The organism is Pseudovibrio sp. Ad13 (genome assembly GCF_001623225.1).
Taxonomy (GTDB): Bacteria; Pseudomonadota; Alphaproteobacteria; order Rhizobiales; family Stappiaceae; genus Pseudovibrio.
On sequence record NZ_LMCC01000004.1, the window covers coordinates 419,930 to 433,366 of the forward strand.

Annotated in this window: 12 protein-coding genes; 8 read left to right on the top strand and 4 right to left on the bottom strand. The window is 49.9% G+C overall.

Annotation, left to right across the window (positions count from 1 at the left end; all coding sequences use genetic code 11):
• Positions 1–96 precede the first annotated feature (96 nt).
• On the top strand, positions 97–744 hold the full coding sequence (locus PsAD13_RS06675) for a TetR/AcrR family transcriptional regulator (RefSeq protein WP_057464755.1): 648 nt from the start codon (positions 97–99) through the stop codon (positions 742–744).
• 61 nt (positions 745–805) lie between these two features.
• Here PsAD13_RS06675 and PsAD13_RS06680 read toward each other — a convergent pair whose 3' ends face one another.
• A complete protein-coding gene (locus PsAD13_RS06680; protein ID WP_057464754.1) occupies positions 806–1,087 on the bottom strand; it encodes an SCP2 sterol-binding domain-containing protein in 282 nt (93 codons plus the stop codon).
• Between the two features lie 188 nt (positions 1,088–1,275).
• On the bottom strand, positions 1,276–1,635 hold the full coding sequence (locus PsAD13_RS06685; RefSeq protein WP_063309750.1) for a cupin domain-containing protein: 360 nt from the start codon (positions 1,633–1,635) through the stop codon (positions 1,276–1,278).
• A 151-nt stretch (positions 1,636–1,786) separates the two neighbouring features.
• Between PsAD13_RS06685 and PsAD13_RS06690 the strand changes: the two genes are divergently transcribed.
• The 5 genes from PsAD13_RS06690 to PsAD13_RS06710 all read left to right on the top strand — a co-directional run bounded on the left by PsAD13_RS06690 (position 1,787) and on the right by PsAD13_RS06710 (position 8,886).
• Complete coding sequence (locus PsAD13_RS06690) at positions 1,787–2,425, top strand: pseudouridine synthase (RefSeq protein ID WP_063317631.1); 639 nt, start codon at positions 1,787–1,789, stop codon at positions 2,423–2,425.
• 533 nt (positions 2,426–2,958) lie between these two features.
• On the top strand, positions 2,959–5,628 hold the full coding sequence (gene adhE / locus PsAD13_RS06695; protein WP_063304247.1) for a bifunctional acetaldehyde-CoA/alcohol dehydrogenase: 2,670 nt from the start codon (positions 2,959–2,961) through the stop codon (positions 5,626–5,628).
• A 111-nt stretch (positions 5,629–5,739) separates the two neighbouring features.
• On the top strand, positions 5,740–6,198 hold the full coding sequence (locus PsAD13_RS06700; protein WP_063304248.1) for a DCC1-like thiol-disulfide oxidoreductase family protein: 459 nt from the start codon (positions 5,740–5,742) through the stop codon (positions 6,196–6,198).
• Complete coding sequence (locus tag PsAD13_RS06705) at positions 6,195–7,856, top strand: SDR family oxidoreductase (protein ID WP_063317632.1); 1,662 nt, start codon at positions 6,195–6,197, stop codon at positions 7,854–7,856. Before PsAD13_RS06700 ends, PsAD13_RS06705 begins: the two co-directional genes overlap by 4 nt.
• 382 nt (positions 7,857–8,238) lie before the next feature.
• Positions 8,239–8,886 (top strand): DUF1062 domain-containing protein, encoded by a 648-nt coding sequence (locus tag PsAD13_RS06710; protein ID WP_063317633.1) that lies wholly within the window; start codon positions 8,239–8,241, stop codon positions 8,884–8,886.
• 71 nt (positions 8,887–8,957) lie between these two features.
• On the opposite strand, the gene PsAD13_RS06715 is transcribed toward PsAD13_RS06710, so the two are convergent.
• The gene (locus PsAD13_RS06715; protein WP_063317634.1) at positions 8,958–10,343 is read right to left on the bottom strand and encodes a PLP-dependent aminotransferase family protein; all 1,386 of its coding nucleotides are present in this window, start codon (positions 10,341–10,343) and stop codon (positions 8,958–8,960) included.
• A gap of 117 nt (positions 10,344–10,460) precedes the next feature.
• Here PsAD13_RS06715 and PsAD13_RS06720 point away from each other — a divergent pair, with 117 nt between their 5' ends.
• Positions 10,461–11,336, top strand: coding sequence for a DMT family transporter (locus tag PsAD13_RS06720; RefSeq protein ID WP_063317674.1), 876 nt, complete (start codon positions 10,461–10,463; stop codon positions 11,334–11,336).
• 50 nt (positions 11,337–11,386) lie between these two features.
• On the opposite strand, the gene PsAD13_RS06725 is transcribed toward PsAD13_RS06720, so the two are convergent.
• The gene (locus tag PsAD13_RS06725; RefSeq protein WP_063317635.1) at positions 11,387–12,388 is read right to left on the bottom strand and encodes a succinylglutamate desuccinylase/aspartoacylase family protein; all 1,002 of its coding nucleotides are present in this window, start codon (positions 12,386–12,388) and stop codon (positions 11,387–11,389) included.
• A gap of 186 nt (positions 12,389–12,574) precedes the next feature.
• Between PsAD13_RS06725 and PsAD13_RS06730 the strand changes: the two genes are divergently transcribed.
• A complete protein-coding gene (locus PsAD13_RS06730) occupies positions 12,575–13,348 on the top strand; it encodes a methyltransferase domain-containing protein (RefSeq protein WP_063317636.1) in 774 nt (257 codons plus the stop codon).
• Positions 13,349–13,437 lie beyond the last annotated feature (89 nt).

Here is a 13,437-nt window from a genome sequence, read left to right on the forward strand (position 1 = left end):
ATTTCTCCTCCCTAAACTATGCACTACGTGTTTCGTCTTATCTCTTGAAAAAAATACATGCATATGGTTTTTTTACAAGCGTTGATGTGAGGCTCCATGAAAAATAATTTTCAAGATACCGGTGAAACGCGAAAATCTACTCAGGCAGAGAAGAGTGACCGCATGCGTAAGGAGATCCTCCTTGCGGCTATCAGCTGTTTGCACGAGTTTGGCTATCACCGTGCATCTATTAAGAAAATTACCGAAAAGACCAGATTTTCGCAGGGTGCGCTGCAGCATCATTTCCCGACTAAAGAAGATCTGATGGTCTTTGTTCTGGAAAGGTTGCTCGCGAAGTCCGTTCGGTTGACTTTGGAGTGGTTGAACGAAATCGGTGAGGATAAAAGCAGAATTTCTGAGCTGACTATCAAATGGTGGACGAATCAGGCGAACTCTCCTGAGTACCTCACCATGGTGGAAATTCTTGTTGCAGCGCGAACGGAAGACTCGCTGCGTCGCCGCATCAAACCCACCTTCGACAACTTCGCAAAAGTGACTGACGATCGAATTCTGGCAATTTTTGATAGCAATAAAATAAGTCAGACAATCGCACGTACGCTCATCACAGCCTCGCGTCAGATGATGACAGGCCTGATCAGCTCAGATGGTTTGTTTATGAAGGAAGAAGATAAGCAGGCCTACATCGAGCACTGGGCGATGTTTTTGCAGCAGCTTATCGAGCATAGAATGCAGGAATCTGCGTAGACTTTAGTCTATGTGGCATCCGGGCACGTGGCCCGAATGCACGATCTTTTAGCAGCCGAGATTACATCAGCTGGCTAAGTTTCATTGCAACGCTCATGTCACCATCAATAGTGAACTTGCCCTGCATGAATGCCGCTGTTGGATCCAGATCGCCAGCAATCAGAGACTGAAGGTCTTCAAAGGTAACGCCAATTGTGCAATCAACGTCTTTGTTGTCGGTGGAGATGGAATTGCCATCAATCACCAAAACACCTTCGTCACCACAGTCAAACTTGATTGAGCTGTCAAAGTCGCTGGATTCTACGCGGCCTTTCAGGTCATTCAAAAGTGCGTCCATGCTCATATTTGTTCCCTCCATCTGTTAAATTACAGTGTTTGAAAAATCCGGGCAGATGCCTAAGGGGTCTTAAGTAGCGCACTACGTATTACGCATCAGGCATCGTGTTAACGTAAGCGTAATTCAGCATGCGTTGAATGTAAAGACACCAGATTCCGCTTATTCGGGATTAGCCCTGCTGCCTTAGTAGGGCGTTATGCCAGCTGATCTGCCAAAGACTTCGTCTTCTCAGTCACAACATCGCCCGTGTGCTTTGTCGCTACAGGCTCAATGAGCACGATCCAGCATTCCTCTTGAGCAACCGGGTTGTGCATTTTGCCTTTGGGGACAACATGGAAGTCACCCTCATTTAGGGTAACAGCTTCCTCTTCGTACTCAATAATGACACTGCCTTTTACAACATAGAAGAGCTCATCTTCCTCATCATGCTTGTGCCAAGCGAGATCTCCTTTGACCTTGGCGACCTTAACATACTGGTCGTTCACTTGAGCGACGACCCGAGGAGACCAGTAGTCAGTGATCTTTTCAAATTCAGAATTAAAATTGCCAATCATAGGAACCTCATAAAAACAGGATACTGACGGTTATATGGGGCCGTTGCAGTCTCGTACAACACAGACTGGCTCATCCGTTGACGTTTGCTTACAAGCCGTTATAAGCGCCCCCATGAACACTCCGAGCCCATCCTTTATCTACGCACCGCCCATGGAGCCCTTCCTTGATGTTGTCCATCAGGATGAGCAGCTTCTGGTCCTTAATAAGCCGAGTGGTTTGTTGAGTGTCCCCGGTCGCGCAGAAGAGCATAGGGACTGTTTGGAAAGCCGCGCTCAATCCATCTATCCAACAGCAACAACCATCCATCGGTTGGATATGGATACCTCTGGCCTGCTTGTGATGGCCATGAACAAAGACGCGCACCGTCATGTCGGGCTTCAGTTCGAAAAGCGCATGACGCGAAAAACTTACATTGCCCGCGTATGGGGGCACGTCTCTGAGGATCAGGGAGAGGTTGATCTTCCTCTACGATGTGACTGGCCCAATCGCCCAAAACAGATGGTTGACCATGAGCAGGGCCGTTCAGCACTCACGCGTTGGGAAGTGGTCCGCCGCGAGGAAGCGACAACCCTTGTAAAGCTGATGCCAGTCACAGGCCGCTCTCACCAGCTTCGCGTACATATGCTCGCGCTTGGTCATGTCATTGTGGGAGACCGCTTCTACGCTGACGGAGAGGCGCTGGTGTTTTCAGATCGATTGCACCTCCACGCGCAAACGCTTGAGCTGCGTCATCCCATAGGTGGTGAATACAATACCTTTACAGCTTCCTGTCCGTTTTGGGATCTGTAAGTCGCCAATACCTGCCAGACTCATGGAATTTGTAAAAATGAGTCACATTAAATACGGGTAATATCGTATTTTGTGCAGCCAGAGCGCACTATTCACAAGCACTAGGTGAAACTACCAGCAAATTATTGCAGGAAAAGAACTTTCACACAGTATAAGACAGTGCAGTTGTCCTATAAGCAAATCGCTGGCTATCTCTCAGTAAAAATCGCGATCTCAATTCACGTTAACTCATTGAATATAAAGTGCAATATCACTGATTTTATGGGTGGAAACTGTATGCAATGCTATGCAATAAATGACAAGTTTGATTATTATGACAATTCTGGTCTCTGAGAGTAGCCTTCAGATTGCCAGTTTTATGACATCCTATTCATATATCTCTGATTTTTGACTTAAGTCATGCGCCTAAAGTACAATGTGACCCAATAATACCTGTGTCGAACAGAAGAGCGGTTTCCTCCCTAGAGCTGTTTTGTGACATGTACGGATAGTTTGTCACGTTTCTGCTTCGGATTTTGCCTACGGAGAAGAGAATGCCTGTCACTAATCGCGAAGAATTAGACGCCCTGGTTGCTCGGGTTAAAAAAGCGCAACGGACTTACGCTACATACACACAAGAGCAGGTAGATAAGATTTTCCGTGCAGCGGCTTTGGCTGCTGCGGATGCTCGCATCCCACTCTCCCGCATGGCGGTTGAAGAGACTGGAATGGGCGTAATGGAAGACAAGGTTATCAAAAACCAGTTTGCTTCCGAATACATCTACAACAAATACAAGGATGAAAAGACCTGCGGTATCCTCGATGAAGATGACACCTTTGGTACCATCACCATCGCAGAACCAACAGGCATCATCTGCGGCATTGTCCCAACCACAAACCCGACCTCTACTGCGATCTTTAAAGCACTGATTTCTTTGAAGACCCGCAACGGTATCATCTTCAGCCCGCACCCACGTGCAAAGCTGGCAACCAATGAAGCTGCTCGCATCGTTCTGGACGCTGCAATCAAAGCTGGCGCGCCAAAAGACATCATCGGCTGGATTGACGTTCCAACAGTGGAACTCTCCAACGCATTGATGACACACGATGAGATCAACCTGATCCTTGCAACCGGTGGTCCGGGCATGGTGAAAGCAGCTTACTCTTCCGGTAAACCAGCCATCGGTGTGGGCGCAGGTAACACCCCGGTTGTGGTTGATGAGTTTGCAGACGTGAAGCGCCTTGTTGCTTCTGTCCTCATGTCCAAAACATTCGATAACGGCGTGATCTGCGCATCTGAGCAGTCTGTTATTGTTGTCGAGGAAATCTACGAGCAGGTTAAAGAGCGCTTCTCCAGCCACCAGGGCTACGTGCTGAAAGGCAAAGAGCTTCAGGCTGTTAAAGATGTACTGCTGAAAAATGGTGGACTCAACGCAGCGATCGTAGGTCAGCCAGCACCAAAAATTGCTGAAATGGCCGGCGTAAAAGTTCCTGCAGGCACCAAGATCCTGATTGGTGAAGTCACCGAAGCCAGTGAAGCCGAAGCCTTCGCACACGAAAAGCTGTCTCCAACACTTGCAATGTACAAGGCAAAAAGCTTTGAAGACGCATGTGACACCGCTGAAAAGCTCGTGACCATGGGCGGCATCGGTCACACCTCAGTGTTCTATACAGATCAGGACCGTTGCGCAGACCGTGTGAAAGAATTTGGCCGTCGGATGAAGACTGCCCGTATTCTCATCAACTCTCCTGCATCCCACGGCGGTATTGGTGACCTTTACAACTTCTCCCTCGCACCAAGCCTCACACTGGGCTGCGGCTCTTGGGGTGGTAACTCCATCAGTGAGAACGTAGGTCCAAAGCACCTGATCAACAAAAAGACCGTTGCGAAGCGAGCTGAAAACATGCTGTGGCACAAACTGCCTGAATCCATTTACTTCCGTCGCGGCTGTTTGCCAATCGCTCTGGGTGATCTGGAAGGCAAAAAGCGCGCACTGATCGTAACCGATGGATTCTTGTTCAAGAACGGCTACGCTGATGAGACTGTTCGTGTTCTCAAAGGCCTGGGCATGGAAACAGATGTCTTCTACGAAGTAGAGGCAGATCCAACACTGTCCATCGTGCGTAAAGGCGCTGACCTTTGTAAAGCATTCAAGCCAGATGTGATTGTTGCAATTGGTGGTGGTTCCCCAATGGATGCAGCAAAGATCATGTGGGTCATGTACGAACATCCGGAAGTTGACTTTGCTGACCTGGCATTGCGCTTCATGGACATTCGTAAACGTATCTACAAGTTCCCTAAAATGGGCGAAAAAGCCAAGATGGTTGCGATCCCAACCACCTCTGGCACCGGCTCTGAAGTAACCCCGTTTGCGGTGGTGACTGATGACGAAACCGGCATGAAGTACCCAATTGCGGATTACGAACTCACACCAAACATGGCTATCGTGGATGCGAACCTTGTCATGAACATGCCGAAGTCTCTGACAGCGTTTGGCGGCATTGATGCCATCACTCACGCAACAGAAGCTTACGTCTCTGTTCTGGCAAACGAGTACTCTGATGGTCAGGCTCTGCAGGCTCTCAAACTGCTTAAAGAGAACCTCGTAGAATCCTACGAAATGGGTGCCGAATCCCCGAATGCACGTGAGAAAGTGCACAACGGTGCAACCATCGCAGGTATCGCATTTGCGAACTCCTTCCTCGGTGTTTGCCACTCTATCGCACACAAAGTAGGTGCAGCGTTCCACGTACCGCACGGTTTGGCCAATGCCATGCTGATCTCTAACGTGATCCGCTACAACTCAAATGACAACCCAACCAAGCAGACCGCATTCTCTCAGTATGCGCGTCCTCAGGCAAAATGCCGGTACGGCGATATTGCTGACCATCTGGGCCTCACAACAGCTGGAGACAGCCGTGAAGCAAAGGTTGAGAAACTGGTTGCTTGGGTAGAAAGCGTCAAGAAGGCTCTTGAGATCCCTGCAGGCTTTAAAGACCTAGGTATCACTGAAGAGCAGTTCATGGCGAAACTCGACGAAGTCGCAGTGGAAGCATTCGATGACCAGTGCACCGGTGCTAACCCACGGTACCCACTGATCGATGAGATCAAACAGCTCCTTCTCGATGGTTACTACGGTCGCGTCTACGTAGAGGGCCGCGCGGAGGATGTTGTAGATCTTGCGCAGGAAAAAGCGAAAAAGGCCTCTAAAGCGAAAGCTTAAGCCCAACGCCATTCCTGCAAGCTAAACATTGCGGCTCGAAAAAAGACCCCGGGGCACTTGCTCCGGGGTTTTTGCGTTACAGTGACCAACATAAAGTGATAACTCTTGCATATGGAAACGAAGCAACTCAAGTTCTCCTATCGGGATGATAGCAGCATCCCAACGTTCCCAGATGATGGCCCCATTTCAGTCATGGATGCCCACTGCGGACTTTGCGCAAAAGGAGCTGCATGGATAGCAAGGAATGATCAGGAAGAAGAGTTCAGGATAGTACCGCTGCAGTCCGAACTGGGAGAAGCATTAGCAGCCCATTATGGGCTCGATCCATCTAATCCATTGAGCTGGCTATATCTCGAAAATGGAGTTGCATATACCTCACTGGATGCATTGATCCGTGTTGGGATACGCTTGGGGGGAGTATGGAACATTTTGGTTGTATTGCGAATTTTACCACGATCTGTGCAGGATGCGATGTACGGAGTTGTTGCCCGCAATCGCTATAAGTTTTTCGGTAGGGCTGATTTGTGTTCAGTGCAAAATTCTGAAGTCAGAAAAAGGCTATTACTTTGAAAATATTGGTACTTGGCGGCTACGGGGTCTTTGGTGGACGACTGATCGAACTTCTTTTGAATATTGAGAGTCTCGAGATTGTCGTTTCTGGACGTGATCGTAATAAGGCTGAAGATTTCTGTAAAAAACACAGTGGTGATGCAACACTCACCCCTTTAGCTTTAGATCGCACGGATATTGCTCTCCAGCTACCGGAAATAAAGCCTGATATTGTAATTGATGCCTCAGGCCCGTTTCAGGCCTACGGTCAAAATAGATATGTCACCGTTGAAGCCTGTATTGCAGCTAAAGTGAACTATCTTGACTTTGCAGATGCCGCAGATTTTGTCTTCGGTGTTTCACAGTTTGACCAGCAGGCAAAGACCGCCGGAATTTTTGTGATCTCTGGCGTAAGTAGTTTTCCGGTTCTGACAGCAAGTGTCCTTCGGGAGATCTCTAAGACGATGGAGATACACCACGTCACTGGAGGTATTGCGCCATCTCCATTTGCTGGAGTTGGGCTCAACGTAATGCGCGCGATTGTTGGTTATGCTGGTTCGCCAATCACGCTGTTTCGTGAAGGCAAACGTGCACAAGCAATTGGTCTTGCTGAAACACGACGCTACACGATCTCTGTACCGGGCAAATTGCCCATGAGAAATACCCATTTTTCGCTAGTCGACGTGCCTGACCTGCAAGTCCTGCCACCTGAGCATCCTACAATGCAATCGATCTGGATGGGGGCGGGACCTATTCCGGAGGTTTTGCATAAGATGTTAAACTGGATGGCTCGGGTGAGGTCAACACTGAGGCTCCCGTCCTTTGAGCCGTTGTCTCCGCTTTTCTATCGGGTCCTTAACCTCTTTAAATATGGAGAGCATCGGGGAGGTATGTTTGTTCATGTAAGCGGCTCAGCGAATAAAGGGCCTGTTGAGCAGTCATGGCATATGTTGGCCGAAGGCGATGACGGCCCATATATTCCTTCTATGGCCATCGAAGCAATTATTCGGAAAATTCTTGCAGGCGAAGTACCCAAAACAGGTGCAAGATCTGCAACCCGGGAATTGGAGCTGGAAGACTATAGTAAACTCTTTGAAAAGAGACCGATCACTATGGGATTCCGGCAGGATCAAAGAGCCGAGCTCAACCCGTTCAAACAGGTGCTTGGGAGTGCCTTCAATCTTCTTCCAACTGCATTACAGAACTTTCATGGCTCAGGCCAAAAACAAACGTGGCAAGGTCAGGCAGTAGTTCATCGAGGCTCAGGGCTGCTTTCGAAAATGATAGGTCGTGTGTTCGGTTTTCCCAAAACGAACGACGCGGCGAATGTGTGTGTCACCCAGATTCCAGATGAAAATGGTCTAAGCTGGACCCGGTCGTTTGATGGAAAAGAATTTGAATCTTTTCTGAAAGTGGGTAGAGGAAAAGACAGTTACCTTCTGAGTGAACAATTTGGACCCGTGAAGGTTGCTCTGGCACTCGTCTTAGATGAGGGAAAGCTGCGCTTTATTCCTCGGAGATGGTCTATATTCTCAATACCCATGCCACGAATTTTGCTGCCTCACGGAGAGAGCTTTGAGCAAGAGACGGATGGGCGGTTTTCGTTTGATGTCCAGATTTCAGCTCCAGTGGTAGGGCACATCGTTTCCTATAAAGGTTACCTCGAACCAGAGACTTAGTACCCGTAAATAGCCTTTACACCTAAGTAAATGTGGCGGCAAAGCTACAGCAAGCTCTCGGAAACTTCCGTAGCGTTCAAAGTCTCTTTCGCTGATTGGCGTGTTTTGCTAGAGCTGACTGCCTAGTTAACAACGTGAGAAATCAATTTTGCCTATGTAATCACCGGTCTCTTTTAGTCAATCATTGTTCTGCAAAAGATACTCTTTTGCGGCGCGCTTTCTGTTGCGCGGATGGTGGCATGAGACCGGTTTGGCCTCGTGATTTCTGGCACTATCCTTGCGCATTTTTGCGCGCTGCTTTCTATAAAATCCTTAGCCTTACCGTGTGCTGTAACGGCGTCATGCTGCGCATCCGCTTTTTGACAAGTGGAAATCCAAAAGCATGTCGAAATCGCTTAAATACGTCTGGACGCTTCAACCAGAAAACCCTCCACACCCGATTATACCCTGCAAGAACTGCGGTGTTCTTAAGCCCTTCAAGCCATCAGGGAAGTTCCGTCTCAATGCAAATGGCACCAGACTGGACGCATGGCTTATCTACAAATGCATGACCTGTGACGCCACGTGGAACCGTCCGATCTTTGAACGCCGCAACCGCAAGCAGATCGCCCCGGACTTATTGGAAGCACTGCAAATCAATTGCCCGGAGCAAGTGAAAAGGTATGCCTTTGATAAAACGGGTTTGCCTGCTGTCGCCACGCCAAGTGAAAGTGAGGGGATGATCACCGTTCACAAGCAAATCGTGGAGGGCACGGTGCAAGATTGGACAAATCTTGAGATCGCACTGAACACAGTCATGCCGGTCAACCTGAGGCTGGATAGATTGCTCGCTCAGGAGCTGGGAGTGTCACGAAACGCCCTGAAACTACTCGCCAGTCAAGGGGGGCTTCTTGATGGAAACGACGAGCCTCTTCAATTGAAGAAACCTCCCAAACACGGCGCAGTCGTGCGCCTTCAACTTGCTGACCATACTTACCTGAAAACACAAGTGCACTCAGCCTTACTCGCAGATGAATTTGTAGAAGCGTGACATCAACCACAAGCCCCCAGAACAAAGACTTGGGGGCTTGTTCCTACTGAATTGAGGTCGGCAATAAGCCACTAAAGATTACACATCACGTCCGCCAGAATCTCATAGGTCATCGGGTTCCCCATCTGGCTGACGTTGAAGCGCATGAACTGGCCCATGGATTGGGTTGGGCTGAAAACATCACCTGGGGCGAGAACCATGTTTTGCTGCAGGGCTGCGCGGGCGAGTTCTGCTGAATCGATGCCTTCCGGCAGCGAGCACCAGAGGTAAAATCCGCCCTCTGGCATCAACCAGGTCTGGATGCCCAGCTCAACCAGATTGGCGGAAACCTCGCGCCGTGTCTTGGCAAGGCGAATACGCAAAGCCTCCATGTGTTTTCGATAGGAGCCATCACTCAGGCAAGCATAAATAAGTTCCGTGGTGATCGGGCTGGGACCACCAAAGGTCGTAGCCACCTGAAGATCAACCAGAGCTTCAATCCAGTCTGGTCTGGCAGCGATATATCCGCAGCGTGCGGAAGCCGACAATGTCTTTGAAAAGCTGCCAAGTCGGATCACGCGATCAAACCCGCCCAAGGCAGTCAGGCGCGGCGTTATTTCTGGCAAAAACTCAGAAAACACATCATCCTCAATCAGGATGAGATCATGCCGGGCCGCGATACTCAGGATCTTATGAGCACCTTGAGGAGAGAGGGTGACCCCCGTAGGGTTATGCAAGGAGGTGTTGGAGATGTAAAAACGTGGCTTATGCTCCACAACAGCCTGCTCAAACTGCTCACAATCCATGCCTGTCCTGGTGTACGGCACGCTCACAATCTCAACCTGATGCGCTTTCAGGATTGCCTGAAAGTTGAAGTAACACGGGTCACTGACAAGAACTTTGTCTCCGGGGCGCAGCAAAAACCGGCACAGGAGGTCAATGGATTGGGTAGCAGAACCGGTCAGCAAAATCTGGTTTGGATCAACCTCAATCCCTTCTGCCGCAAACTGCCGTGCCTGCAACCGTCTCAGATTGCTGGCACCCCGTGTACTTGCATAATCTGAAAGCAAGTGATCATCCGCCTTGCTCAAATTACGAATGGCCTTGCGCAGGGATGCGTTCGGCATCCAGTCCGCAGGCATCCAGCCACATCCGGGTTTGAGCATATCTCGGCCGGTATCCAGCGATTGACGAGAGACCCAGAACGGATCGATCTCCCTGTCCAGATGCGGTCCAATCTCTGAAACCGTAAAGGGTTGCGTTTTCGGGGAGACATAAAACCCGGCCCCTTTGCGGGCAAAGATAATCCCTTCGGCAGCAAGCCGGTCATAAGCCTCAACTACTGTGGAGGCGGAAACATTCATTGTTGAGGCAAACCCTCGGATGCTTGGCAGTTTCTCACCCGGTTCCAACGCGCGGCTGCTGATCTTGCTGCGCACAGCCTGCATCACGCGTTGTGTCTGTTGCCCATAAGCCATTTTACATCTCACCTGCTGTATTGACGATTGTAGCAGTACAGTTTCTCATAATTGTATTGTTTTGTGGCTGTTGTGCCTAGCCCCACCTCGCTAAAAAACGGAAAACGGAGGTGAATGATGCAAGCATCACTGGCACAAAGAGGCTCAGCAGGCTGGGGAAACGGTCTGCTCGGTGTCATAATTTTCAGCGGCTCTTTACCCGCAACACGCACAGCTGTCGCCGGATTTGATCCATTCTTTCTGACAAGCATACGCGCAGTGATTGCTGCATTGCTGGGCATTGCGTTGCTGAGCGTGCTGAGACAGCCTCTCCCAAAACGGCAGGATATCCTGTCATTGGCAGTCGTTGCACTTGGTGTCGTGATCGGCTTCCCACTGCTGTCTGCATTAGCACTCGCGCAGATGACAGCAGCCCAGTCCCTGGTTCTGATGGGAATTTTACCATTCTCGACGGCAATCTTCGCTGTGTTGAGAGGAGGGGAAAGACCAAAACCATTCTTCTGGGTGTTCTCAGGTGTGGGCAGTCTTGCTGTGGCGATGTTCGCGCTCTCACAAAACGCAGAAGGCTCACTGCTTGGCTCTCTTTACATGTTCGGCGCAATTATTGTGTGTGGCCTTGGATATGCAGAAGGGGCGACACTTTCAAGAAAACTGGGAGGCTGGCAGGTCATTTCATGGGCACTTGTGCTGGCTCTTCCAGTCATGCTGGTGGCTGCAATCCTGAGTGTACCTGCGGAGCTGCCAGACAGTCAGTCTACCGCATGGTATGGCCTCATGTACGTATCTGTCTTCTCAATGCTGGTTGGCTTTGTATTCTGGTATCGCGGACTGGCTTTGGGCGGTGCAGCGGGGGTTGGACAGCTTATGCTCCTGCAACCATTCTTCGGCCTCATGCTCGCAGCATTGCTGCTTCAGGAGACGATTTCGTCAATGATGATTGCAGCGACAGTCGTTGTGGTTGGCTGTGTTGTCGGTGCCAAACGATATGCATAAATGAAAATGAGAGCAGGCCCACCAGAAGCGGCCTGCTCTCACTGTGAGATCTATACCCGTCGCAGTATTTGCACGATAGTCGCGCCCGGTTCCCGTAAGGGAGTGGTGCAAACGGAAAGCACGCGCCCATCACAAGGCGCAGTGTACTTCGCCACTACATCGCCGAAAGCGTTTGTCATGGTGGCAACCAGCTGGCCTTTGGTCACCTCCTGATTAAGCTGCACCAACACACGCGCAAACCCGCCAGTGTCTGCAGTGATCGACACATCGTCGTTCCCCACATAGCTTTCAATCCCAAGCAGGTTCACTTTGCCGGCAATCATCCCATAGTCGATCAAAGTGTTCAAAATGCCCTGAACGCCGCGCTGGGTCATATCCGGATCAAACACATTGGCACAGCCCAGCTCGATGGTAAGCGATGGAATACCAGCCCGAACCAACTCAGTCTCAACCGAGCCATCAATACCGTCATCTTCTAGGATCTGATCTGCAGGTTGAAGAGCGGCCAGTCGACATACATCTGCACTGCGGAAGTCTGCGAACATAAAGAATGGGAAAGCTGTTCCGGTTGAATCCGTGTGCAGATCCAGAAAGATATCCGCATTGTCCATGTAAAGATTATGCCAAAGCGCATAGGCATACCGGCTTCCCGCATTTGAGCTCTTCGCATCCCCCGGCATCATGCGATTGAGGTTTGTGAAGGTCTGTGTCTCATTTTGCGAAGGGTAGTAGCGCGAAGCCAGCTGCATGCCAGGAGGGTTTGCGCCCGGTACCAGAACAACAGTACCTTTCAGAGCCGCTGGATCAAGATGCGGTAACAACTGGTGGATCACATCCACCCCCTGAACCTCATCGCCATGCAGCGTTGACTGAATGAATAGCTTTGTTCCGGGTTCCGCACCCTTGATCACAATCACTGGAATACGGTGGTAATTTCCCAGGGAGTCTGTGGAGGCTTTAAAGAAGAAACGGTGTTTCCCAGCAGCAAGCTCATCAACACTGAGCTTTTCGATGACGGGTACACCATCAATGATATCATTCGTTGTTTTCATGGAAGAAACCTACCGTGCCCGACACAGATGGAACAAGTGAGTTTACATCAAACATCACAGTGTTGATTAGCCTGAGTATCTGAAGCTGAACATCCCACCTTCGGGTGTCTGATACATGATCTCCCAATAACAACTTTAGCTAGGTTTGATTTTTGTATACTTATGTATGCAAAATTGAGGTGCTTCATGAATATCGCAAGTGATCACGCATTTTCCGGCCTGCAGAAAATCTATGACCAAGCTCGTCCGCGCTACCCACAGGATGCGCTGGAACACATCGTGGATCTGTTGGAGATGCCCAAAGGTGCAGAGCAGGGGCATCTATTGGATGTTGGCTGCGGCACCGGAATTTTGACGCGCCAACTTCAAGGGCTGTCACCAAGCAGCAAGTTTACAGGATGCGACGTCAACGAAGACATGCTGTTTCAGGCAAAAGCAAGGGATAAGGCAGGTGAAGTGTCTTGGCATCAAGCCGCTGCTGAAAAGCTTCCGTTCGAAGACAGTGCCTTTCATCTCATCACCGTCGCACAGGCCGCACAATGGTTTGATCGACCGAAGTTCTACCGGGAAGTACAGCGTGTTCTCACCTCACAAGGGTGTCTGGTAATTATCGAGAACAACCGGCAGCTGGAAGCCTGCGCTTTCATGCGTGCCTATGAAACCCTAATCGAAACGCACAACACCAGTTACTCCAGAGATTACCGCAGGTTCGACTATGCGCAGGAGATGCAAAAGGCAGGCTTTGCTCAGGCAAACGTTCGGCGGTTCCCTTGGTCCCGTTCCATGTCACATCAGGATTTTGTTGAAATGGCCAAATCCTCCTCAAAAGTTCAAGCTGCGATCAAAGCAAGCAATGGCGTTTTCCTGATTGAGCTTGATCAGATCCTGCAAGAACATTGGGGGGAGGACGAGCAAATAGTGATTGATTATTCGACACAGGTCTTCGTTGGGCAGCAATGAGACTGTTGAGGCGCTGAGGCAAATCGGCTTGTGCAGCTTAAACCAATGCAAAGACTATCTTCTTAGAGTATCGGGAATGCGCAACTTAA